We start from the raw sequence: 23,284 nt of genomic DNA, 5'->3' as shown, positions 1-23,284 counted from the left end.
CTAGCATTGGCAAGTCTACAGCTCGTTCACGAAGGGTAAAAGTGCATCAATAAACTCAGCTGTTGATTCATAGGGCAGCACATTACGTCCTGGAATAAAGACGCCACGGGCGTTGGGAAAATGGTCAGTGTAGTCATCAAGACGCTGCTGGGCTGTTGTGTCTTGAGCGGTTCGGTCAATGGTGGATGCGGTTTTGCCCATGATGACAAGGACGGGCTGTTGGATGGCTGCGATCGCAGCCCCATAATCCTGTCGCCAAAACCCAGCCAAAAACGAATACACGGCATAGCGAGTGCCCATATCCCGCGAGCCGCCCTTGAGCATGGCTAACCAGGCATCAGTGACATCCTCTGCTCGATCAAACAGCTGTCGTTCAGAAAATGACTTGAGAAATTTTTGAGTGCGGGCGTATTGATAAAAGCCCCAGCCCAGGGGCGATTTAAATAGCGACCAGTTCAGCCGTTGTCGCCACTGCGGTGTCGGTGCAGTGATCAAGCGCCAGGCCGGTGGTCCCGATAGGGCCGCTCCTGCGACCGACTGAGTCATGGTTTTATCTGCCATCAGTTCCAGAGCCACCGGTAGCAGCGCCCCCTGCACCACAATGATGACGGGCCGTTGAATGACTTCCGAAATAAAGTAATGCAGCTGCTCCGCCCAGGCGCGGGGACTATAGGCACGACTGGGTAAATCACTGTCGCCACAACCCAATAAATCAGGCACATACAGGGGTCTCCCCTGCCACTGTTCGATCAATGGCTGCCAAAACTTGCCCGCTAGCCCCACACCAATGGGATGAATTAAAAGCAAAGGCGTTTCGGTGCTTTCTGTATTGTGTGTCTCATAGGCGCAGGTATACTGCTGCCAGCGATAGACTGCCATGGTCCTCGTTTCATAATGAAGTCGGTGCCAATTTTATCCCTGTCTGTGGCTATAGGTATAGTGCAGTAACCATCTGGGACATAGGCAATAAAAGAGGTGATAATAAGCCCATGGGGCAAGAGGTGTGAAGTATGAAAACCAATACAGTTTCAGCTTTGCCGTCTGTGCTGGTGGACAGATTGAACTTGACTGAGTCTGAAATTATTGATTTTTGTCAACGCTGGCATATTAAGGAACTGGGGCTATTTGGTTCTGCTATCCGAACAGATTTTCGAGAGGATAGCGATATTGACGTGTTGGTCGTCTTTAATAGCGATGGGGATTATTTAAATAGCGAGAACGTTCAGTGGGAACTGAACCAGCTAGTTAGACGTGAGGTGGACCTAACCCAAAAACGGTTACTACTGAATCCCTTTAGCCGGGCAGAAATACTGCGCACCTATTGTGTGCTTTATCCGTCAGAGCAAAGGAATTTTACGAACTTGATAGAGTGTGAGCCCACAATGACCGAGACAGCCCGAAATAATGCTGCGTTGCTTGACATGGTGAAAGCGATGGAAGCCATTGCTCGGTTTCTAGTAGGACGCACCTACGACGATTTGTTAGACGATGAACTGTTTCAAAGTGCTGTAGAGCGTCAATTAGAGATTATGGGCGAATCGGCGAATCGTTTGAGTGCTGATTTTCAAGCGACCCATGGAGATGTTGATTGGAGTGGTGCGATCGCATTGCGAAATATCATCATTCACAAGTACGACGACATTGACTATGCTCGCCTTTGGCAAATTGTGTCAGACGAAGTTCCGCAGATTTTAGGGCAGGTTAAGCCGCTCGTTCCACCATTACCGGAAGTGGATGAATAAAGGATTTCGATATCAGTAATTCATCACTAGAATTTCGTCTACCTTGCCGCGCTTTGTTGCGTTTGAATTAATGGCCCGAGTGGCGCTGACCCGTACGCAGCGATAGTCCCGATACAGGTCCTGAATAAATTCTGTGTAGGCGTTGCTCAGCAGTACTTTGCAGCCCCGCATGGTGAGGTCATCGACCACCGCTTTCAATCGTTCCTGTTCAGCGCGTTCAAAGCCGTTTCTGTAGTAACCCGTAAACGATGCTGTGGTAGACACCGGATCGTAGGGCGGGTCGAAATAGACAAAATCATCTGGGCCTGCATCAGCAACGGCGACGGCAAAGTCTGCTTGTCGGATGGTGACATTGGCCAGATTTAGATAGGCGCTGACGTTTCTTAAAACGATTTCATCGGCAATGGTAGGGTTTTTGTAGCGACCAAAGGGGGCATTAAATTGACCTTTGGAATTGACCCGGAATAGGCCATTATAACAAGTTTTGTTAAGAAAAATAATGCGGGCAGCCCGCTGGGTTGCAGTTTTATTGATAAAGTCAGTCTGACGGTCCCAACTACGGACTTCGTAGAAATAGGCCTTCTCGTTTCGGTGTTGCTGTAGGTTTTGAATGAGGTCATCGACGGAGCCTTTGACCACCTGGTAGCAGTTGATCAGTTCCTGGTTGCGATCGCTAATCGTTGCCCGTTCAGGCCGCAAGGTGAGTAGCAATGCCCCACCGCCGATAAATGGCTCATAGTAGCGACCATAGGAATCAGGCGCATACTTAAGTAGTTCCGGTATTAACTGCCGTTTACCCCCAGCCCATTTTAAGAATGGACGTAGCGCTACAGATGGGGAGGATAGTTGAACCATAAACTCTTAAGAATTTTCCTCTCAGGAGAAGCAAGCACCTACGGTAGGATAGATAGAGCCTATAATAAGCTGCTTAACTCCAAGGGCTGCTGCCGAGCCTTAATTTAGACGATGCAAGACTTTTTTTCCAATGTATCGCGGTATCCGCGTTATTTTATTACATTTACCCTGGGCGTACTCTACAGCATTGTTAAGCCCCTTCTACCGTTGTTCGAAAATCGCGTGACTGCAATTGCTTTGGTAGGTGCTATAGTGGCTGGCTTTATGTTCCTAACCTTTACCCTGAGAGCAATGCTGGGTTTAGCATAGGGCCCCCCACAAAGGAGGCCCCCCAATAATCGGTGGACGAGTGGGCATCGCCTACGTTCAAAATCCCCACCATTCATAAATAGGAGAAAATCATGGCAACAAGTCGTCGAGTAGCAAAGGTATCGGCGTCGATTAAGCGTGAAATTAGTCAGATGCTGGTGTCCGATATCAAGGATGACCGTGTCGGAGCGGGTATGGTGAGTGTCACTGCTGTTGATGTGTCCGGTGATTTGCAACACGCCAAGGTGTTTGTCAGCATTTACGGCACTGACGAAGCTAAAGCCGAAACAATGGCAGGCCTAGCAGCAGCCACACCCTATGTGCGCGGGGCATTGGGGCGGCGGTTACGCTTGAGACGTACACCCGAAATCATGTTCAAAGAGGATATTTCAATTGAGCAGGGCACTGACGTGCTCAACTTACTGAGCCGGTTGAAGCACGAACGCAATAGCGTTGATGAGAATGGTATTCCGACTGTGGTACCCAGTGCCGTTGAAGATGAGGATGGTTTGTAAGAACCACAATTTTCATCAAATTTAAGCAAATTAGCATGATTCCGTAGGAGCGCACTGCTGTGCGCCCAATGCAGGATATTGATAATTTGCCTAGATCTTGAAAAATGCACATTGATGCAAATCAGATATTGATAATTTGTCTAATTTGTCTAGATTTCGGAGGGTGCACGTCGGTATGCCCCTACGGCGTAAATGCTAAAACCCATTCTCCCCGACCCAGATAGCCTGTCACTACAGCAGCTCGTCGCCCAGATGATTGTGGTTCGGACCACCGGGCATCTGTTTGACCATGAAATCGCATATCCCCAATGGGAAGCCAACCAAGAACAGTTAGCACACTACATCACTGATCTGGGCGTAGGTGGTGTCATCCTGCTAGGCGGTAGCGGTGCTGAAGTTGCCCTACGTTGCCAGGCACTCCAAGCCATGGCGGATATTCCCCTCTTGATGGCAGCGGATATTGAAGAAGGTGTGGGTCAACGGTTTAGTGGTGCCACCTGGTTTTCACCACCCATGGCCTTAGGGGAAATTGCCCGAACGGATTTATCCCTAGCGAAAACCTATGCCCATCAGTTTGGCCAGTGCACAGCCTGCGAAGCCATGGCCATTGGTCTGAACTGGGTATTGGCTCCAGTGGTGGATGTGAACAATAATCCAGAAAATCCGGTAATTAATGTACGGGCGTTTGGAGAAACACCGGAGATTGTTGCTGAACTGACCCAAGCATTTATCGAGGGAGCGCAGGAGTATCCAGTACTGACAACGGCGAAACATTTTCCGGGCCATGGAGACACGTCAATCGATTCGCATCTGAGTTTGCCAGTTATTGACCACGATTTAAGCAGGTTAGATCGGGTGGAACTCTTGCCATTTAAGGGCGCGATTTTTACTGGGGCAGGTAAGGCCGTAGATAGCGTGATGACGGCCCACATTTGTTTGATTGCTTTAGATAAGCAGTATCCTGCCACGTTATCTAAAGCAATCTTGACGGGGCTATTGCGTCAGGATCTGGGGTTTGATGGGTTGATTGTCACCGATGCGATGGTGATGGGGGCGATTACGGAAACCTATGGCCCGTACGAGGCAGCGGTGCTGGCAGTGGAAGCGGGGGCAGATGTGATCATGATGCCTGCGGATGCGGAGGGTTGCATTCAGGCAATTTGCGAAGCAGTACGGGTAGGTCGCATAGATGAGGACCAGATTCGGGCATCGGTGGAGCGCATTTGGCGAGCTAAGTATAAGGTTTCGGGGCCTTTGGGGACTGGGCCGTCCTGTTATAATTGGGAGCCTGCGGAGCCAGTAACTCAGGTGCAGCAGCTGGCACAGCCTGAGACGTTAGGGCTAGCAAGGTCTATTTTGAAAGCATCAAGTCGGCGGGGGGGTGCTGAGTTTAGGCCAAAGGGACCGGGGCAAAATGTGATCCTCGTAGACGATGTTTTGAATTGTCGGTATTTATCGAGGACTGCTCCGGCGATTACTGAGCCGATGGGATGGGACTATGGGCTGACGCTGCTGGATAGTCGGTCGTCACAGTTGCCGAGGACAGGTTTGCCGACACTGGTGCAGTTGTTTGTGCGGGATAATCCATTTCGGCGTGGGGAGCCTGTGGTTCAGTTGGCCCGCAAGTATTTGGAGATGCTTGCAGGGGATTTGCAGGCGGTGGTTGTTTACGGCAGTCCTTATTTATTGGAGAAGTTGTCGCTGACGGATGATGTGCCCTGGGTGTTTAGCTATGGGCAGATGTCGATGGCTCAGACATTAGCGTTGACAACTCTAATGGGTGAAGCAGTTGCTGTTAGGGCGGTGGATCAAAGTTTTACAGATTAGCGGATTTGCGTTCTGTCAATTAGGTTAGGGGGAGGGCAGATAAGGATTTTTTGGATACAAGCGTATTAAATCGACCGTTTGATGACCAAACGCAACCTCGTATTGCCTTGGAAACCCAAGCATTATGTCGACTCTAACAGTGCAGCAATCCAGTCTTTGTCAGCTTGAGAAAACCTAGGGGGTGGCAACGGCTGCGAGTAGTCAATGCGTAAATCGTAACTGGCTCGCTCATATACCCCTGCAACAATAGTTTGCAAGTTTACCAAGACCTTCTCGTTAGCGACTTTTAGCGGTACTGGAAATTCCGGTAATGGATCACGGATGGTGGCTGCATACAGTGTTGCTTGAGGGCGTTGTTCTGCTCTGCTGACCAAGACATGGTAATGGGCAAGTTGTACGGCTCCCTGCATTGGCATTGGAGAGTCGCTACGCAACAAATCGATTTCAATTAGGTGAGAAGCGCTACCTAAAATGGTTTGTCGCTTTTCTTCGTAAACATTGCGACCTTTACCTTTCCGCTTATTTTTGGGAGACAGCACTTCTATCACTGTAATAACGGCATTACTACCGACTTCACGCACCTCTAGATAGCGTTCTTTGATTTCCGCTGGCATGGGTAGGGTAACGGTTTGAGGCTGAAATTGTCCTTCTATGCCAGGTGTTGATGGGGAATCTGGTGGCTTCGGATTATTTTGGGCGATACCGGCTAAAACTACTGCATCTGGAATGCCTACTAGTAGCTCATCGTCAGGAATATCTTTGTAAGTTCTGGTTTCAACTTCAATGAAGTAGTGGGGACGAAGTTGAGGGGCTAGGGTATCGGCAATCGCTACAATTAGTCGACTATGAAAAGACGACCAGAATGTTGGCTGTTCTAGATATGGATCCATCCCTGGAAATGGTGAGGGCATGGTGGCTGTGACAGTTTAAGCTTGCAGTGTTCAGATTAATCATAGCTCTGCTTCCCCTTTCCTTGTTCCCAGGCTCAGCCTGGAGAAGACTACTGTGGCTCTGCCACACTAAAACGAGACTGAGTGGAGCAACAGCAGACTTAGGTGCCGTCACAACATCAATTGATTCGCCCAGGACATGGAAGATTTCAAGGATTTAACCTTCTTCGATGCCTTCAGTATCGAGGACAGTATCGATCCATAATTTCAATCAATGCTTGCAATATTGTTAGCACAGAAGGGCTGTGCCAACATTGTATGGATTATTGTTGATGGCAACACGCTAAAACTTACCCGGTGCGGCAAATGAGTCATTGGCTTTCAAAATGCTTCAGGCAGGCGATCCAAAATACCGTTGCTGATTCAGGGGATGAAGCGAGCTGGCGGGCTGGCCCGATATCAGCATTTTTCAGATTAAATCCTCCCGAAGGTCCGCAGCCTCCCCAAAAGTATGATCCTGTCAGGCGTGTAACTCCCAAGGGGGTTGGGCTCAGCCTGCTGATCATTTCAGTTGCAGTACTCAGTCCTACGGCTGCCCAAGCTGCCAAGCTTACCCTGGGCGAACGGGCCGTCATTGGTCTATTTCGAGGGGCCGGTGGCTTACTGGGTTCTTTAAGTGGTGATTCTGGCCCACCAGGTATGGATACCCTCGCCAATCGTATCAGCACAGCCTTTCCGGACCATAACTTGACCGTTCAAGTCTTTGATTCTTACGAGGGGAATATCTTCAACTTTCAAGAAGTGGGCAGTGCTCAAGGGCTATCCTTTCTTAACCAGTTTGACGATGTTGGTGCTATTGGTCTAATTGGCTATAGTGGCGGAGGTCTGTCCGCGATGCGAACTGCTACCGGTCAGTCGCCTTCGCCGATTGATCTGCTGGTACAGATTGATTCCTATGAGCCACTGACTGGGAGGGACCAAGAAGATGAGGTTTTGCCCCCTAATGTGCAAACTGGCATTAATTACTACCAGCGTCGTAACCGCTTTAACTTTTTTAGGCCAGGTTGGGACCTGTTTGATTTAGGGGGAGCAAGCAACGTTAATGGGTCTGAGAATATTAATGTGGAGGAGTTATTTGGCGATCGCAACATCACCCACCGCACCATAGACGACGATACAAGATTGCATGATCGCATTGTGCAAGATATCGCCACCCATGTGTTGCCTAATCTCACCCTCCCATCCCATCCTCCTGAGGTCGCCACAGAAGATACTCCTCTTTTCGCGACATCCGCCCCGGTGCCAGTGCTGTCAGGTTTGGCAGATACAACAGATCTAAGCAGTTCGCCCGTAACTCTATTAGCTCAGTCTGATGCTAAATCTGTATCAGAACCCAGTTTGTTGCTTGCCCTTGGGGTAGTCGGAAGTGGGTTATGGGCGATTAGACAACAACATTAGACATCGTTGTTTAAAATCTACTCAATCTCGGTGGTAAACGGGAGTCTCATGTAGATTCCCTGGGGATCGTTGAGAGTTTTTAACAATGTTAGATCTTCTCTGAGTTTCATCGCTTCTTGAGAGATCGGATCCTGAGCCCAGGGTAACCTGGTAACAACGCCTACACCAAAGAGACTTTCAAAAAGTTGTTCTTCAAAGCTGGGAGGTTTGGGCAGTTCTTCCACGTGCCAATCATCCAATTCGGCAGCTTCGGCGGCAGCCGCGATCGCATCATTTAGTCCGCCCATTTGGTCCACCAGGTTGGCACTCTGGGCATCGGTGCCTGACCACACACGTCCTTGCGCCACCTGGTTGATTTTTTCTTTGGGGAGTTCTCGCCCATCTGCCACCAGACTCACAAAACGGTCGTATAAGGTGTTAACAAACCCCTGTTGCAGCTTCAGTTCATCCTCACTTTGGGGACGGCTAATGGTGTTAATATCGGCCAGCTTTGCAGTTTTAATTACATCCCAGGTAACGCCATTGCGGTTGGCAATTTCTTTGAAATTGAGCCGCAGGCCATATACTCCAATGGAGCCGGTTACCGTGCTGGGGGTGGCAAAAATCTGATCGCCAGGGGCCGCAATCATATAGCCCCCTGAAGCAGCGTAGTTACCCATGGAGACAATCACAGGTTTTTCCGCTGCTAAGAGTTCCACTTCACGGGCAATGATTTCAGATGCGATCGCACTGCCCCCTGGGCTATTGACCCGGAGCACCACCGCTTCAATATCATTGTCATGACGTACTTGGCGCAGCGTATCCGAGAGACCGCCGGAGGTAATGGTGCCAGGTGTGGTTCCCTCTCCATCGATAATTTCCCCACTGGCATACACAATAGCAATGGTATCCTTGCCAATATCAGGGCTTAGGGTCTGGCTGTAGCGATGAAGGCTAATCTGAGTGAAATCATCTTCATCCTCAACCCATTTTTCATCGGTTTGCTTAGTTAATGCCCTCAGCTCACTCAGCACATCGTCATAAAAAGCGACATTATCAATCAGTCCAGCTGTCTGGGCTTCGGCGGCTGGCAGTAAGCCTTGGTTCTCAGCAATTGCCTGAATGGATTCCGGTGTGGTTTCTCTAGCTTCACTGGCGGTGGTTAAAAACTCTTGCCATAGGTCAGTTAGCAGTGCTTGGGTCTGTTGCTTCTCTTCTGGGCTACTGGTGGTACGGGTAAATGGCTCGATGGCAGATTTGTAACGGCCAGCTCGCAACACTTGCACGCCCACACCATATTTGCTGAGCGCGCCCGCTAGAAACTGAATCTCGGCTCGAAAACCATTGAGTTCAAGAATACCTGCCGGGTTTAGATATAGAGAATCGGCTACCGAAGCAAGATAGTAGTCCCGCTCGCTCCAGACAGAGTTGTTTGCCAAAACCGGTTTACCGGAGTCGGCTTTAAATTTTTCCAGGGCGGCCCGGATCTCTTTTAATGTGCCCAGCCCAGCATTGGTATTGCCAGTGAGGTAAATGCCAGTGATATTGTTGTCGGTGGCAGCAGCCTCAATGGCTTCTAGGGCGCTATGCAGAGACATGGACCGATAGGGGTTACCGTAAAGCGTTTCTTCGAGTACGACACTGGCTCCTGAATAGGGCACCGCATCCACAATGTCGGTGGCCAGGTCAAAAACTAAGATCGAATTTTTTTCAACCTCAGGTTCTGTGTCACTGGACGCGGAGGTGATAAACAAGCCTGCCAGCCCGATTGCGCCCACACCCAGTAGGGCAATTAAACTGAATAGACCAACTAAAGTGCCAATGGCACTAGCTGCCATATATTTAAAAAAGTCTCGCATGGTGGGATGTGGGCAACGTTTGGAAAATCTGGGTTTGGAAAATCTGACTCAACGCAGATTACTCTATGGTATGCGCTGTAGAACTTGACTGTGTTTCAGGTCTTTAAGATTCCCTTGACCCGTACAAAACAGTGCAGTCTTAAGTTCGGCTATCAGGATATCGGCCAGGGTGTCCAGGGCTTCTTCGGAATTGTCAGCTGCTTTGAGGAATGGTAAGGCCATGCCGGCAATGTCAGCACCCAGGGCTAAGGTTTTAGCCACATCTAGACCGTTGCGTAGTCCGCCAGAGGCAATTAGGGGAATTTTGGGTGCGATCGCACGCACACTCACAATGCAATCAGCCGTGGGTATACCCCAGTCCGCAAAGGTTTGCCCCAGGCGACGTTGTTTAATATCCTGAGCCCGCTCACTTTCTACCCTGGCCCAGGATGTGCCACCAGCCCCAGCGGTATCAATGGCCGAGATACCTATATCAATAAGCTTTTTCGCCAAACCGCCAGAAATACCGTTGCCCACTTCTTTAGCAATGACCGGCACCGGCAGCTTTGCGCAGAGAGTCTCAATTTTAACCAGCAGACCGCTAAAGTCAGTGTCACCCCGGGTCTGCACACATTCTTGAAGTGGATTTAGATGCAAAATCAGGGCGTCGGCTTCTAACCAATCCACCACCCGCTGACAGTGTTCTAGCCCATAGCTATAGTTCAACTGCACCGCCCCCAGATTAGCCAGAAGTAGAGCACTCGGCGCATATCGACGGATATTAAACGTGGGCGCTAATTCTGGTTTTTCCACGGCCACGCGCTGAGAACCTACCCCCATGGCTAAGCCAAATTTCTGGGCGGCGACAGCCAGGCGTTGATTAATGACCCGAGCCTGTTCTGTGCCACCGGTCATGGAGGAAATGAGTAACGGTGTGGCCAGCTGTTTACCCAGGAATGTGGTGCTAATATCCACCTGGTCATAATTCAACTCAGGTAGACCACAGTGGATAAAGCGATAGTTTTCTAGACCAGTGGTGATCTGATGACATTGCACATCATCTTCGAGGCAAATGCGCAGATGATCCGCTTTGCGATCCTGAATAATTGCAGGATTGGTGTTGTCCAAGCTAACGGTTTGGCCCACGGTATGTTTCTATATTTTTGCTGATCTTGCTTTATCTAAAGTAAGCCCTAGGTTGAACCAATTATTGTTAGTCAACGTTTATTCACGCGTCTGACCAAGATACGTAAGATACATTGGGCGAACTCATGGCAAAACCGGAGTTTTCCTGGGGACGCATTCAAAGACTTTGTAAAGAACTGATAAAGGCGATTTGTCTTTAACTAAGAACTACAAGCCCAAACAGAGAGTTCACACTAGTTTTGGAACAAGATGGCGAATTAAGCATCTTGATATTCCAGGGTATTAAAGATGATTTGACCCGATGGGATAACTATGGGGTGAATACCGATGTGGCCCTAGATGTTTAATCTGTCACCGATATCAGGGTTAAAAAAACTATCTAAAAAGCTGTTGTTGGTTTTGTGGGATGGTTTTGTCTGTTTTGCCCATGGCATTACAGATTTACTGATTCCAAGGGTTAGCAACGCCCAAAATTCTTAAATAGGAACACTTATTGGAAAGGACTATGAGGGATATCGCTAGGAATTTTCAAGCCCTGCCGCTGGTGTCTTGGATGGTATGGATAGCCATGGCGGTAATTGCAGCTCCAGTGATGGCCTTACCTGTAGAAGCACTGCCGGAGACAGCGGAGACAGAAGAGGTTACCCTGGTGACGTCACTACCGGAATCTACTCCAGACGAAGCATCTAAGGAGGAGGAAGCGTCTGAGGAGGAAGAAGACGAAACGGCTGAGGCTACCAATGGGGCTGAAGCTGAGCAGATTCTTTTGGCCCAGGAAAATGCCAGTGATCTAGCGGAACCCGCAGACCCATTTTTCTTTGATGAAACCTCTGTTGAAGCATCTGAAGATGGCGTGCTTGCTCCTCTCTCGAATACGGAGTCAGAAATCGATGATGCAGTCACTGGAGAAGAGGTCGACGTCGAAGGGCCCCTCACACCACCGTCTCTCACACTTCAAACCGCTGCGATTGTAGAAGATGGTGATTTTTCTGCCCGAGCGCGTGTCTATGGTCACTACTTCTTGGAATCTAACGTTGCGTTTGTAGGTGCCGTTGACTTATCCACTGGCGATGCATTCTCAGACACGGATTCCACGGGTTTTAACGTCAGCGAACTTTATGTCGTTGCGTCTCCAACAAATTTGCCCAGTCTGCGAGGAGCTGCTGGGCTCATTGAGCTGACGTCCTTTTTTGATCGTAATAGCTTTGCTAAAGATAGTCTGACCCATTTCATTAATCCTGTTTTTCAGACGAATCCTGCCCTCGCGGCAACACAGCTTGAGTCCCAACCAGCAGCACTGATTCATTGGCGGCCCATTGATGAAATTATTCTCAAGGCGGCAACATTTTCGTCCGGTGGATTTGATGACTTGAACTTTGATGCCTTTGCTGGTGAATTGGGTATTAATGTCGGTAATTTTATTGTGCGTGGTACCTACGTGACAGCCACTGATAACGGTGATCGTGATGGTATCCCTGAGAGTTTTCAGCTCAACCGCAATGGCATTTTTGGCCCCCAGGAGGGGGATCGTGAAGAGTCCTACGGCATCAATGCCGAGTGGTTTATTCCTCAGCTCAATGCCGGATTGTTTGGTCGCTATGGTCATCACAGAAATACTGATTTAGATATTTCAGGCAATACCTACAGTTTTGGTGTTAATTTCCTAGACCTGTTCATGGAAGATGACCGTTTTGGCATTGGCTATGGTCGTGACCTTAGCGATGACGATCGACGTCAGGGAGATCGTCCTGATGTTTTAGAAACGTTTTATGACATCCGACTCGCCCCCAATGCTAGAGCCGCTGTTAGTTTGCAGCTGCGGGATGAATTCTCTGATGCGGTGTTTGGTGTCCGTGTTCGTGCCGATTGGGATTTATTGGAGCTTTTGGATTGATTCTGATCGGGTGGGCCGCCCACCCTTCTTTTTTGCCCTCCTTTTTGATTGATGTGTAGGCAGAACGCCATTCCCGGAGAAATATAGGAACCCTTATTGTTATGAACTGGTATCGTTGCACTTTAGGTCTATGCCTCGGTTTTAATTTACTGGCTGCTACGCCACTGATGTTGGCTCAGCCGGTGTTGGCCCAATTGCCCAATGCCCAATTGCCGGACTTAAATAATGAACCTGCCTTAGTGCAAGAAGGGTATGACCTATTTGAGAAAGGCTGGACTGATCAGGCCCTTGAAAAGTTTCTACAGGCGGTACAGCAGTATCCAGACTCTGTTCCAGCTCAGTTAGGGGTGGCTCGGTCCTATCTCAAGTTAGGTCAGGATGCCAATGCATTTGAAGAATTTCGTCGTTTGACAGGGCTTGATCCAACTAATATTGAAGCGCTGGAAACGTTGGGCTTTTTGGGGAGCTATCGCCCTGAATGGCGGACGGTTGGCATTGATGCGCTGACTACGCTGTTGGAGCAGCCGGGGTATGGACAGAATGGAGAGGTGCGATCGCAACGCGCCCTCCTCCTTTTTTATGATGGCCGCCTGGCTGAAGCCGTTGCTGACTACGAAATTGCCCTGGAGCAGTCCCCCCCATTGGCCACTCAGGTGGGCGCTGCCCAGGCCTTTGCCTATGGTGGACGCTCTGCCCAGGCCGTTGAATTGTTTGAAGGTTATATCAATGCTGGTCAAACTCTAACGGTGTTTGAAGCCCAGGCTTACAGTTTTGCCCTCCGCCAGCAAGATAATCCCAGGGCAGCAATCGAGGTGCTTACGCCGTTTCTCGATGCCAATGGCGATTCCATTCAACAGGCTCAAATTAAGGCAGAGCTTGCCACTTCCTATGCTGCAAATCGTGAATATGAGCGTGGGTTAGCATTACTAGATACCATTCAAGGCCAGCCGCTAGTGGTGGCTCGTGCCCTCAGAGGGATGACGTTCTACACAGATGCCCCTGTCGTGCAACGTCGTGCGATCTCAGCCTATCAAGGGGTCTTAACCAGCTCCAGCCTGACGGTGGGGGCCGCTCGTGAAGTGGCGGCTGCCCTGGGCGCTTATCCCAGTAGCCAGCCCACCACATTAGCGACCTATCGCCAGCTGTCGGCTCAATACCCCGATGACGTCAGCCTCTATGTACAGACCAGCATTTGGGAGCGACAGCTGGCTCAAATTTCGGCCTACGAGCTGCGACAGCGTCTGTTGTCGATCAACTTACCGCAAAATCCCACCCAGCTTCAGTACATTGCCACCAGCCTGGCCAGACTTGATCCCCCCGATGCAGAGCTAATCACGTTTTATCAGGATGTGCTTGCAGTGACTTCTGCTGAGCCATTTCTCCACTATCGTCTCGGCCAAATTTATCTTCAGAAAAATCAGTTGGACCTGGCCCAGGAGCAGCTGCGTCTTTATGCCGGAGATGATCCGGCTGTTTTTCTATTCCAGGCGGAACAAGCTCGTCGTCAAGATGATATCGACACGAGTATTGCACTATATCAGCAGCTGATTAATGACCCTACCAGTAGCAATGAGGTAGTGACCGGTGCTCTGCAAGGTCTGGCGGGTATCTATCAAGGTCAAGGTCAGTACGTTGAGGCCTTGGCTCTTTATGAAGAAATCATTGCCCTCAATCCCGGTAACGATGCCAAAATCCTGGGTCAAACCAGCCTGGCCTATCAGGGTAAATTTATTTCAGTCGAAACGGCGGAATCAGTTCTAGAGCAGTGGCTTGCCAATCACTCTACCAATGAAAACCCGCCTGAACTATATAGTCTGGTGGGTGCACTACCCGCGGATCCAGCCCGCAGCGAGCTGTATGAAGCGCTGCTGATAGCTAACTCTAATTCCATTGCGGTGCGTCAGCGTCAGATCCAGGTGCTGGCGATGACCGACCCCGATGCGGCTAATGAGGCTGCGGCGCAGCTCGTGGCTGATAACCCAGATGCTCCTGAAGTTTATCTGCTACAGGGACAGATTGCCCAAGACACCGATGATTTATCGACGGCGGCTAATGCGTATAACACTTTGCTAGAGCGAAACCCTGAGCAGTTTGATGCAATGGTCGGTTTGGCTGGGGTTCGTTTCCGGCAATTGCGCTATCAAGAGGCGCGCCGTCTATATGACCAGGCCATTGAACTGGCCCCGGACGATATTAATTTACGCCAGACCTCCATTAGCTTAACGGTGGCTCAAGATCGTCCTTTACGAGCATTGGAAGAAATCAATGCGCTGCAAAGTCGAGTCCCTAACAATTTTGGTCTGGAGCGCCAGGAAATTTTAATTAAAGAGGGATTACTACTTCATCGCGGTTTTCAACCTGTTTGGGAGCGTTATTAACCGTTTCTACATTTAGAGCCGTAATTTTTGGGTAAGACGTGAATCCAATCGCTCAATTTTGATGAGTTTCAGAGTGGTGTGGCAGGATAAGGACGTTTGCCGACAGCTTGGCACACTGGCTGTATATCGGTTTATATCAGTTTCCAGTCGATTTTCTATGGTGCAGGATGGACATCCTACACCGGATCAGCAAGCGATCACACCGTAAGTGATCACATTGTGCATCACACCGTAGTCAAAACTGAGTACTGATATACGTGGCAGCTAATTGAAGTGGCAACTAATGGGATATGTCGCGGTTTTAATTTGTTAGGACATGACTACAACGCTAGACCATATAAAAAGGATGGGACAAACATGTTGTCGAGAGCGGTTTTTAAATGGATACAGCGTTGGGGCTGTCTAGTCCTTTTGGGTCTTGTGCTTAATGTATGGATTACTGGTTGCTTGGTATCTGTGCGATCGCAGGCTATTTATAACCTACCAACACAGCTACCGGCTTCTATCACAATAGCTACGTCGGATGGTGCAGCTCAACAGTCTTTTTTTGAAACCACATGGCAGCGTTATCGCGATCGTTTTATTCAGGCTGATGGTCGGGTGATTGATTGGGAAAACGACGATCAGCGCACCACGTCTGAAGGTCAAGCCTATGCGATGTTGCGTGCATTGCTGATCGATGATCCTGAGACCTTTGATCGAGTACTGCAATGGGGCGAAGAAAATCTAGCGCGTCTGGATGAAGACGGTGAACTGCTCGACCATCTTTGGGCCTGGAAGTGGGGGCCTGATGCCGCACCGGGTGAAGCTCAGACATGGGGCATCCTTGACGAAAACTTTGCCACTGATGCCGATATCGATGCAGCGACAGCCCTGATTATGGCTGCCCGTCGTTGGAAAAAGCCAGCCTATTTGACCCTAGCAAAGATCAAACTCAAGGATATTTGGGACTTTTCGACAGCTGATATCGCCTTAAAAGATGATCTGTCTGGACATTATCTTTTGCCTGGCCCCATGGAGGCCTTTCATCCCTCCCCTGAAACCTGGTACCTAAACCCATCCTATGCAGCACCCTATGCTTTCCGGCTTTTTGCCCAAGTCGATCGACGGCGCGATTGGATGGAACTTGTCCATACCAGTTACAGAATGCTGGAAGAGAGTGCAAAAATCTCAGAACTAGGACTGCCTAGCGATTGGTTTTTGCTGCACAGTGAAGCCCCTCACTATCGAAAATTACCAGCCTCAGCCCCGCTTAGAAGTATTTATGGCTTTGATGCCTATCGAGTGTGGTGGCGAGTAGCCCTTGATTTGACTTGGTTTGAGGCTCCTCCAGCGGGCCACTACCTGAGCGAGCATCTCACACCCTTACTGGAACTTTGGCAACAATCTCAAAAGCTACCAGCCCAGATCGATCTGGCGGGTGAAGCGATGGTTGATTATGGGGCCACATCTCAATACGCCATGGTTTATCAGGCTGCTCGTCATTTAGATCCCAAGGCAGCCGAGGCGATTCGAGAAAATAAGTTGGCACTGGCAGACCCCAATGATTTTTGGGATGGAGATTCTGCCTACTACACGCAAAACCTTGCTTGGTTGGGGCTCTATCCTCCGGAATGGGTACCAGAATCCTGGTTCAGATCAGTTCGCTAGGCGTTTGTTAGGTCGGTTTCAATAACTCAACCGTGTCCTTGGGATCTACAGGCATAAGCTGTACATTGACCAACTCTTCGCGGGCAGTGGGTAGAGATTTGCCAATAAAGTCCGGATGAATAGGAACCTGCCGATGGCCCCGATCTATTAGCACAGCCAGACGAATCATATTGGGTCTGCCATAGTCCAGTACGGCATTGAGGGCGGCTCGAATGGTGCGCCCGCTAAAAATGACGTCATCCACTAACACAACTTTCTTCCCTGTCAGATCACAGGGCATCTCACTTTTTGCAGGTGTACGAGTGCTGATTTTATCGAGATCGTCTCGGTAAAATGTAATGTCGAGTTCTCCCACAGGAACTTTAATGCCTTCAAGCCGTTCCATTTGCTGGGCAATGGTATGGGCCAGGGGAATGCCACGGGTGTAAATGCCGACTAAGACTAAGTCATCCAGAGCATGGGTGCGTTCAATGATTTCAGAAGCCAAACGGTTTAGAGTACGGCGAATCGCCTCTGCGGATAGAATTTCAACAACCTGATCGGCCATAATTAAGGCGAGAAGTGAAAGCAATTTATGCCGTTGCTGATCAAGAGATACTTCTATCTATGTTGCCAGCGTACAATTGGCAATTCATAGATTAAGGGATCTCAAGGTACATTAACGCTTAGTTTAATAACCATAACGAAGACTTTCGACTTAGCAAGCCTTAAACCATAAAGTTTGTATCTTCACCTTGGGCCGCTTGCCAACTACGCGCATCGTAATAGAGTTCTTCTAGGGAAATTTTATAAAGCGTTTCTCTTAGTTTTTCCTGCAATTTTCGCCATAGGGTAAGTGTGACCCAGTCCTCAGCTTTTTCAGGAGATGCTAGCTCCAAAGGCGTAATTGGTTCGCCGACGGCATCTAAAATTTGGCCTAGATATATATGACTGGGCGCTTTTGCTAAACGATAGCCACCACGCGAGCCTCGAACTGATTCAACTAAGCCCGCTTGACGCAGTTGAATTAGCAGTTTTTCTAAGTAGGGAGCTGGTAGATTTTGTCGCTGAGCAATGAGTTTAACGGACGCTAAACGGGGTTGCAAACTCAGATCGAGCATTGCTTTAACACTATAGTGTCCGCGGGTTGTCAGTTTCATGGTTAAGGCGGATACTGGCTCGACTTTGAGGTTTAGAAAAAGGTGAATCTAGCCTCAGGTCAACAGGATAGATTAGGGAGAATTAGGGAAAAGTTAACATAAGAAGTTTCCATAATGATTAGACCCTGGACAAATTACTAGGTAAATCAACTCTTAATACAATTATCAAGAAATAAATGCAAACAGCGTGCACAAACGTATTTTAATCATGTATGATTCTGCTCGTTATCTACTGCGCAGTGAGTAGGTAATGTTTAAAAATAGTAATGGGCTGGGTGCTTCAGGGAGTTTAAAGCAATTTAATTGAAGCATTACTCGTGGACTCCTTCCCAAATATCTATGATTAGCTTTTGATATTGCGGACCAATGGAATGAATCCTGTATGAGGTGATAATTAGTTGATCATGTCTCCATTCAGAACGATGGTTTTTCTCGGGGAAAATATGAAGTTTACTCAGACATGGTTTAACAGTCACAGCAAGCAGAATCATTTCTTTAAGCAGTAAAAGCAAACTTCCAAACGTGTTCGTGTTAGAGATGTGGGTGAATGGCTAAACCGTCAAATTCAAATCCATTAACTGGTAAGACATTACTTAAAAAAGTAAAGGACTTAGAACATCTCTCTAGAGAGGAAAAGGCTAAAGCCTGTGGCTATTACACGGTGACAAAGAATGATGTTGTCCGTGTGAACATGATGAAATTTATGAATGCGCTGATTGATGCCGAAGGTATTCAATTGGATAGTATTCAAACAGGTAATGGGCGAGGCGGGCGTAGTGCAAGCTATCGAATTACTGTGCAATCTAACGGTAATTTGTTGATTGGAGCTGCCTATACCAAGCAAATGGGGCTAAAACCCGGAGATGAGTTTGAGATTTCTTTAGGTCGTAAGCATATTCGCTTAAAGCAGCTTAATGTCGATAGTGATGACGATGCTGACGAATAATCGTTTGTAATTGCGTCATCGTTAGTTGGCTCAATTCTTAGCTTTAATTCAGAAAAATTATGGGGTTGCCAGTAGTTTTAGATGTTGCCCTAGGGCTGGTGTTCGTTTATATGGCCTTGGGTTTGATTGCCAGTGAGGTGCAGGAAATTGTTAGCACTATGCTGCAATGGCGGGCTGAACATCTTAAGTATTCGATTGAGCAGCTGTTGGCAGGGGGACAATCTGCCGATCATCGTGCTGCTCGTAGGTTAGCCGACCAGATTTACAGTAGTCCCATGGTGCGTGACTTGAATTATGAAGCCCAGGGAATCATTGCTCGCTCGGCTCGGCAGATGCTCCATGTGATAGGTAGTGTGTATCGATTGGTGAGCCGTACCCGTAATGTATTTGGCAGGCAAACGTCCGGCCCTTCGTATATTCCGTCAGAAGCATTTGCAACCACACTGATGGAAACCTTGCAGTTGGAAGGGGTGCAAAAAACAGTAGTCGAAGCTCGCCTCAAGCGATTGTTGCAGGAGCGCATCATGCTTCCTTTAGGAGATACGCTGCATACGCTACGAGCAGCCGTTGGTGATGGTGCGCTGCTTGATGTCGAGCTGCGAAATTTGGAAGCGTCCTTAGAGAAAATATTCATAGACTATCGGACGGGGCGCACTGGTTTAGCCCAAATTGCCGATCGGGTCATGGCCGAGCTAGATCATTTTGCCGATCAGGGAGCTCAAGTTTTGCCTGAGAGCTATGGGGCAACCCAGGCGTTTACTCGGCGGCTAGGATACTTGCGATCGCAAATTGCCGGCGGCATGGATATGGCCGAAGGATTAGTCCATCAGCTACAGCCAAATTTGAAAGAATTGCTGGCGTTATTAACGAGTTCAGGTGAGCAAGCCGACTCCCGTTCTGAACTGGCCTATATCCGTCAAACCCTTGATGGCAGAATACCTGTACGTCTTCAAGAGAGTCTCAATATATTGGCTGAGCGAGTGAGTCGTCGCACCGGTGCCGCAGAGGATCAGTTTAAACTTTTCCAGCAGGAATTAGAACATTGGTACGACCGAGGTATGGATCGGGCCGCAGGGGTATATCGCCGTAACTCAAAAATAGTTGCCATTTTAATTGGTGTGGCGATTGCAGCTGCCGTTAATGCAGATACGTTTTACATTGTCAATCGTTTGACTGTAGATCAGGCGGTGCGTAATAGCGTAATTCAAACCGTTAACCAGGCATCCCTAGACACTCTCGTTTCCCCCTCTGACGATGCTAGAGCCCTAAGCGATGACCTACAGTCCTTAGGGACTGCTGTACAAACCACACTTTCGGACTATTCGCTGCCCATTGGCCGCTCTCCTAAACTGTTGGCGACTCAAGCGGTGCTAGAAGCTGATTGGCCCCTACCAATACCGCGCCATTGGTTTGGATGGATTGTGACAGGCTTGGCTGTTTCTATGGGATCTAACTTTTGGTTTGATGCTCTACGGCGGATAACGTCAGTCCGTTCAGCGGGGGCTAGACCTGCTAGTTCAACGGCTACTTCGGAGCGTCCATAATCGGTAGCCACACAATAAAAACTGTACCCTTATCAGCAGGTGATAGTTTTTGATGTAAGGGTACAGGTATCCATAGCGGTACTGCTGTTTGAGTCCAAATGGGGCTGATCAAGTCTATGGTCCCTCCCATTTGGATAACCAAATCTTTTGCGATCGCTAAGCCCAGGCCCGTACCACCAATGGCCCCCTGGGACTGAATCCCTCGGTAATGTCGTTCAAATAAATGAACTTGATCCTCTGCTGGAATTCCGGGACCATTATCGCCAATGACAATGCCTACGTAATTTTCTTTGGTTAATCCTCCCAGAAGCCAAACCCATGCTTGATGAGGTGCATACTTGAATGCATTGTCCAGTAAATTCGCAATCACTTCCTGTAATGCTTGGGCATCAACGCCTACGAGTGTTTGCGGGAAACCATCCAAGGGAGAATGCCAAAACTGTCGATTTCTTTCACTAGCAGCAGCTACCGTCACCATGATCAAGGGGTGAATCACATCTTCCAAACGTTGGGGGGTAATTTCTAAAGAGCGACCTAATGCAGGCAGCAGTGGCTTTTGACTAGTGTCAATGTTATCTGGTGGCAGCAGGGGAGGTGTGACTTCTTGGGCAATATCAGCATCCCCAATGTCAACTGCAGCGTCAAAATCAGTAACCAGTTCCTTCAGTCGTTGACTTTCACGTACAATACCGTCTGCCAATCTATAGTTGGGGTCATCTTGGGTTAATCGCCGCAGCATTAGCTTCCCAAACGTACCAATAGCGGTTAAAGGATTACGAAACTGATGTAGCAGGTTATGAAAAACGTCAGATTGTTCTCCTTGTAACGCCTGTTTGGTTTTGAGACGTTGACGTAACCATTGATTTTGCCGATCTAAAAAGCAACCGGCCGCTAAGCTCGTCGAGACCGTTTGTAAATACTGCTGTTCACTCGCTTGCCAGGCGCGGTCCGAACGCATGGTAACTAGGACGCCCATAACGATTTCCTGATGCATTAATGGCATAACCAGGCGTTCACCCCCCAAGTCTGGACCTGATGGTTCAATTCCAGTTAATTCTCCAGGTGAAGCACTATCTAGGTCTGATGGCGGTAGAGCATCGCGCTTAGTTCTAGGATCAAGCAAATCTTTGAAGTCGCCAGACTCTGGTAATTGAGCTATGGGAACCAGTATGGGTTCAGATTCTTGATCCATACCTAAGGTGAGATAGATGACAGACGATACCTCGCCGAATGTCCGGCGCAATAATTCGAGGTGAGCCTGACATAAATCTACTAATTCGGCACTGGCTGGCATGGTCTGGCCTTAAGTTGATCAATGGAACGATCCCTTGGGTATTTCACAAATCCGGATAAAATTATCTAAAGTTTAATTTTTATCAAGATAACCAGAAAAATTATGGGGTCTATATTGTCCCCGATTTTTTAGATGATTGTCACCAGCACACTTTCAGCCAGTACGCCACATTTTTAAAAGAAGTTGAAAATCTAAGGCACAACCGATATACTTTGCTGGGTTAAGTGTTTTTGTAACTATCAATACACGAAGCCGCTATTCAATAAATGCATGGGAGGTCAATTAACTTGGCACGGAGACGTAAACGCAAAAGCCGTCGCCGCCTCGAAGGGCGTCGTATTTTAGAGTCCGTTCCTCAATACAGCATAGAGAGTGGAGAAGCAAAGCCTGTGACTGCGGCTCGTAACTTCATCCATTCTGAAGGAATTCAACCACCTGCTGTACTACTGGTCAAGCGTAATGAGCATACCACTGACCGGTACTTTTGGGCAGAGAAGGGGCTGTTTGGTGCTCAGTATGTTGAAGAGAACCACTTTTTGTTTCCTAGTCTTCGCGCCTTAATTGGTGAAGAGGAAGAAGCAGTTCTGGGCTAAAAAGTAAAGGTTAAGTGCTTTGGTCAGCACTTAACCTGTTCAAACAAAACCTATAAAAGATTACCAGGGAGGTGTACCATTTGTGCCTCCCTTTTTGGCGAGTATTTTGATGCCACAAGCAGGCTGTTGTCCGACGTTTTACAAGAGTTGAAAGGGAGCATGGGCTTTAAGCTGAATAATTTCATCCCGATGACCCCTTACAGCTAGAGCACTCCCCTTATCTGTGCTGCTAATACGGAAAGCAACTTGTTCTTCACGTTTAGCCTGTTTCCAATAGGCAATGGCAACAACAGGGGATAACAAGACTAAGACAAAGAAAACTGGCCCATAGTTACTAAATAGAGTCGCCAATACCAAAGAAAAGCACATTAACGCTACAGCTGCTAAAAATGCCAAAAAAATAGCCAAAAAGATGCTAGGTCTCACTAAGCCAACTAACTTAACCCAAGTATCTTCATCAGATGCTGATACTTCGGGCATTAGGTGGTAGGCACGCTCCTCAAAATAGTCAAGTAGCTTTTGGTGTAATGTCTCTGGAGACTGATCGGTCAAAAATTCAGCGATCTCGGTACGATCCTTAGTAGCTGCTTTGATAAAAAAGAACAACCCTACTCCTAAAAGCATAGTTAGGAAAAAGGTTGACTGACTGACTGCACTTTCCACAACAGCTATCCCTGCAAAAACAACAACTACTGGAATCACATTGACTATACCCCAGTAGCTGTTGCTTATGCGGTTGACTGATTGCTAGATAGCTATCGAATCTAAGACGCATCCTTGAGACGATACCTTAAGAGCTCATTGCTCGACGCCTAGGTGTAGTATTACGCTGACCTAAAATATAACGCTGCCAAAGCTCTGCGAGCTCTCGTGCTTTAGTCTGCCAGTCAGGGCGTAGGCGGTACATTCTACGGGGACGGCCACGACCCTCAACCTTCTTCCAATAGCCCATAATCGCACCCTGATTCTCTAGGAATTTCAGAGCACTATAGAGCACTGTATCTGACAAACGATAGTCAGGGTACTCATTCTCAATCGCGTGAATCAGTTCAGTACCGTAAGAATCACGACGTATGAGTACCGAAAGGACGTAACAAACAGCTAATTCCTTATTGAGGTAGAGAGGCGGCGGATCTTCAAAAAATTGATAAATGTCCTCAAATTTCATGGTTTATTGCTCCGGCTGCAATAGGGATGGGTTTAAGACAGCTTGGCTATTGATGATTTGTTAATGGAGCATTGAAAAAGTGTTAGGTCCAACCTAACGGCTTTATAAATTAATGTTCC

The 23,284-nt window shown here is 48.3% G+C and carries 22 protein-coding genes and 1 pseudogene; 13 read left to right on the top strand and 10 right to left on the bottom strand.

Features of this window, described 5'->3' with window-relative positions; translation table 11 throughout:
* Positions 1–15: 15 nt before the first annotated feature.
* Positions 16–879 (bottom strand): alpha/beta fold hydrolase, encoded by an 864-nt coding sequence (locus SPB21_RS15100; RefSeq protein WP_499867041.1) that lies wholly within the window; start codon positions 877–879, stop codon positions 16–18.
* Between the two features lie 131 nt (positions 880–1,010).
* Between SPB21_RS15100 and SPB21_RS15095 the strand changes: the two genes are divergently transcribed.
* Positions 1,011–1,742: a HepT-like ribonuclease domain-containing protein gene (locus SPB21_RS15095; RefSeq protein ID WP_499061846.1), complete on the top strand. Its 732-nt coding sequence runs from the start codon at positions 1,011–1,013 to the stop codon at positions 1,740–1,742.
* A gap of 12 nt (positions 1,743–1,754) precedes the next feature.
* Here SPB21_RS15095 and SPB21_RS15090 read toward each other — a convergent pair whose 3' ends face one another.
* The gene (locus SPB21_RS15090; protein WP_499867040.1) at positions 1,755–2,597 is read right to left on the bottom strand and encodes a DNA adenine methylase; all 843 of its coding nucleotides are present in this window, start codon (positions 2,595–2,597) and stop codon (positions 1,755–1,757) included.
* Between the two features lie 111 nt (positions 2,598–2,708).
* On the opposite strand from SPB21_RS15090, the gene SPB21_RS15085 reads away from it, so the two are divergent.
* The 4 genes and pseudogenes from SPB21_RS15085 to SPB21_RS15070 form a co-directional block, all read left to right on the top strand.
* Entirely contained in the window at positions 2,709–2,906 is a 198-nt protein-coding gene (locus tag SPB21_RS15085; protein WP_006515175.1) for a DUF751 family protein, read from the top strand.
* A 92-nt stretch (positions 2,907–2,998) separates the two neighbouring features.
* Positions 2,999–3,421 (top strand): 30S ribosome-binding factor RbfA, encoded by a 423-nt coding sequence (gene rbfA / locus SPB21_RS15080; protein WP_163667902.1) that lies wholly within the window; start codon positions 2,999–3,001, stop codon positions 3,419–3,421.
* Between the two features lie 192 nt (positions 3,422–3,613).
* Complete coding sequence (locus SPB21_RS15075; protein WP_499867039.1) at positions 3,614–5,248, top strand: glycoside hydrolase family 3 N-terminal domain-containing protein; 1,635 nt, start codon at positions 3,614–3,616, stop codon at positions 5,246–5,248.
* 50 nt (positions 5,249–5,298) lie between these two features.
* Positions 5,299–5,373 (top strand): annotated as a pseudogene (locus tag SPB21_RS15070) (PIN domain-containing protein); the annotation flags it as partial.
* Here the strand turns inward: SPB21_RS15070 and SPB21_RS15065 are convergent.
* Positions 5,371–6,159: a DUF4058 family protein gene (locus SPB21_RS15065; RefSeq protein WP_163667906.1), complete on the bottom strand. Its 789-nt coding sequence runs from the start codon at positions 6,157–6,159 to the stop codon at positions 5,371–5,373. The pseudogene SPB21_RS15070 and the gene SPB21_RS15065 sit on opposite strands and share 3 nt — an antisense overlap.
* A gap of 345 nt (positions 6,160–6,504) precedes the next feature.
* Between SPB21_RS15065 and SPB21_RS15060 the strand changes: the two genes are divergently transcribed.
* Positions 6,505–7,596 (top strand): hypothetical protein, encoded by a 1,092-nt coding sequence (locus tag SPB21_RS15060; RefSeq protein ID WP_499867038.1) that lies wholly within the window; start codon positions 6,505–6,507, stop codon positions 7,594–7,596.
* Positions 7,597–7,613: 17 nt separating this feature from the next.
* On the opposite strand, the gene sppA is transcribed toward SPB21_RS15060, so the two are convergent.
* Together sppA and fni are read right to left on the bottom strand one after the other, a co-directional pair.
* Positions 7,614–9,434: a signal peptide peptidase SppA gene (gene sppA / locus SPB21_RS15055; RefSeq protein WP_499867037.1), complete on the bottom strand. Its 1,821-nt coding sequence runs from the start codon at positions 9,432–9,434 to the stop codon at positions 7,614–7,616.
* Positions 9,435–9,497: 63 nt separating this feature from the next.
* Entirely contained in the window at positions 9,498–10,559 is a 1,062-nt protein-coding gene (gene fni, locus SPB21_RS15050) for a type 2 isopentenyl-diphosphate Delta-isomerase (protein WP_348918244.1), read from the bottom strand.
* Between the two features lie 505 nt (positions 10,560–11,064).
* Here fni and SPB21_RS15045 point away from each other — a divergent pair.
* The 4 genes from SPB21_RS15045 to SPB21_RS15030 all read left to right on the top strand — a co-directional run bounded on the left by SPB21_RS15045 (position 11,065) and on the right by SPB21_RS15030 (position 16,481).
* Positions 11,065–12,453 (top strand): carbohydrate porin, encoded by a 1,389-nt coding sequence (locus tag SPB21_RS15045; RefSeq protein WP_499867035.1) that lies wholly within the window; start codon positions 11,065–11,067, stop codon positions 12,451–12,453.
* A 101-nt stretch (positions 12,454–12,554) separates the two neighbouring features.
* A complete protein-coding gene (locus SPB21_RS15040; RefSeq protein ID WP_499867034.1) occupies positions 12,555–14,831 on the top strand; it encodes a tetratricopeptide repeat protein in 2,277 nt (758 codons plus the stop codon).
* Positions 14,832–14,892: 61 nt separating this feature from the next.
* Positions 14,893–15,039, top strand: a complete 147-nt coding sequence (locus tag SPB21_RS15035) for a hypothetical protein (RefSeq protein WP_163667916.1) — start codon at positions 14,893–14,895, stop codon at positions 15,037–15,039.
* 149 nt (positions 15,040–15,188) lie between these two features.
* The gene (locus SPB21_RS15030) at positions 15,189–16,481 is read left to right on the top strand and encodes a family 8 glycosyl hydrolase (protein WP_163667918.1); all 1,293 of its coding nucleotides are present in this window, start codon (positions 15,189–15,191) and stop codon (positions 16,479–16,481) included.
* Positions 16,482–16,488: 7 nt separating this feature from the next.
* On the opposite strand, the gene pyrR is transcribed toward SPB21_RS15030, so the two are convergent.
* Positions 16,489–17,028, bottom strand: a complete 540-nt coding sequence (gene pyrR, locus SPB21_RS15025) for a bifunctional pyr operon transcriptional regulator/uracil phosphoribosyltransferase PyrR (protein WP_163667920.1) — start codon at positions 17,026–17,028, stop codon at positions 16,489–16,491.
* A 160-nt stretch (positions 17,029–17,188) separates the two neighbouring features.
* A complete protein-coding gene (locus tag SPB21_RS15020; protein WP_006515165.1) occupies positions 17,189–17,620 on the bottom strand; it encodes an Rrf2 family transcriptional regulator in 432 nt (143 codons plus the stop codon).
* Positions 17,621–18,167: 547 nt separating this feature from the next.
* On the opposite strand from SPB21_RS15020, the gene SPB21_RS15015 reads away from it, so the two are divergent.
* Together SPB21_RS15015 and SPB21_RS15010 are read left to right on the top strand one after the other, a co-directional pair.
* Positions 18,168–18,566, top strand: coding sequence for an AbrB family transcriptional regulator (locus tag SPB21_RS15015; RefSeq protein ID WP_006515164.1), 399 nt, complete (start codon positions 18,168–18,170; stop codon positions 18,564–18,566).
* A gap of 59 nt (positions 18,567–18,625) precedes the next feature.
* Positions 18,626–20,110 carry a hypothetical protein gene (locus SPB21_RS15010; RefSeq protein ID WP_163667921.1) on the top strand — a complete coding sequence of 495 codons (1,485 nt, stop codon included), beginning with the start codon at positions 18,626–18,628 and terminating at the stop codon, positions 20,108–20,110.
* Here the strand turns inward: SPB21_RS15010 and SPB21_RS15005 are convergent.
* Positions 20,091–21,404: a GAF domain-containing sensor histidine kinase gene (locus tag SPB21_RS15005; RefSeq protein WP_499867032.1), complete on the bottom strand. Its 1,314-nt coding sequence runs from the start codon at positions 21,402–21,404 to the stop codon at positions 20,091–20,093. The two genes, SPB21_RS15010 and SPB21_RS15005, sit on opposite strands and share 20 nt — an antisense overlap.
* 287 nt (positions 21,405–21,691) lie before the next feature.
* Here SPB21_RS15005 and SPB21_RS15000 point away from each other — a divergent pair, with 287 nt between their 5' ends.
* Positions 21,692–21,997, top strand: coding sequence for a DUF3155 domain-containing protein (locus SPB21_RS15000; protein ID WP_036018428.1), 306 nt, complete (start codon positions 21,692–21,694; stop codon positions 21,995–21,997).
* A 138-nt stretch (positions 21,998–22,135) separates the two neighbouring features.
* Here the strand turns inward: SPB21_RS15000 and SPB21_RS14995 are convergent, their stop codons facing one another.
* Positions 22,136–22,660 (bottom strand): cofactor assembly of complex C subunit B, encoded by a 525-nt coding sequence (locus SPB21_RS14995; protein ID WP_499868710.1) that lies wholly within the window; start codon positions 22,658–22,660, stop codon positions 22,136–22,138.
* A 127-nt stretch (positions 22,661–22,787) separates the two neighbouring features.
* Positions 22,788–23,165 carry a PadR family transcriptional regulator gene (locus SPB21_RS14990; protein ID WP_006515159.1) on the bottom strand — a complete coding sequence of 126 codons (378 nt, stop codon included), beginning with the start codon at positions 23,163–23,165 and terminating at the stop codon, positions 22,788–22,790.
* Between the last annotated feature and the right edge of the window lie 119 nt (positions 23,166–23,284).

Origin of the sequence: Leptothoe sp. ISB3NOV94-8A (assembly GCF_043421595.1) — a bacterium.
GTDB lineage: Bacteria > Cyanobacteriota > Cyanobacteriia > Phormidesmidales > Phormidesmidaceae > Leptothoe > Leptothoe turfae.
The sequence above is the reverse complement of the archived record's forward strand: the minus strand, read 5'-3'. Positions and strand labels throughout refer to the sequence as shown.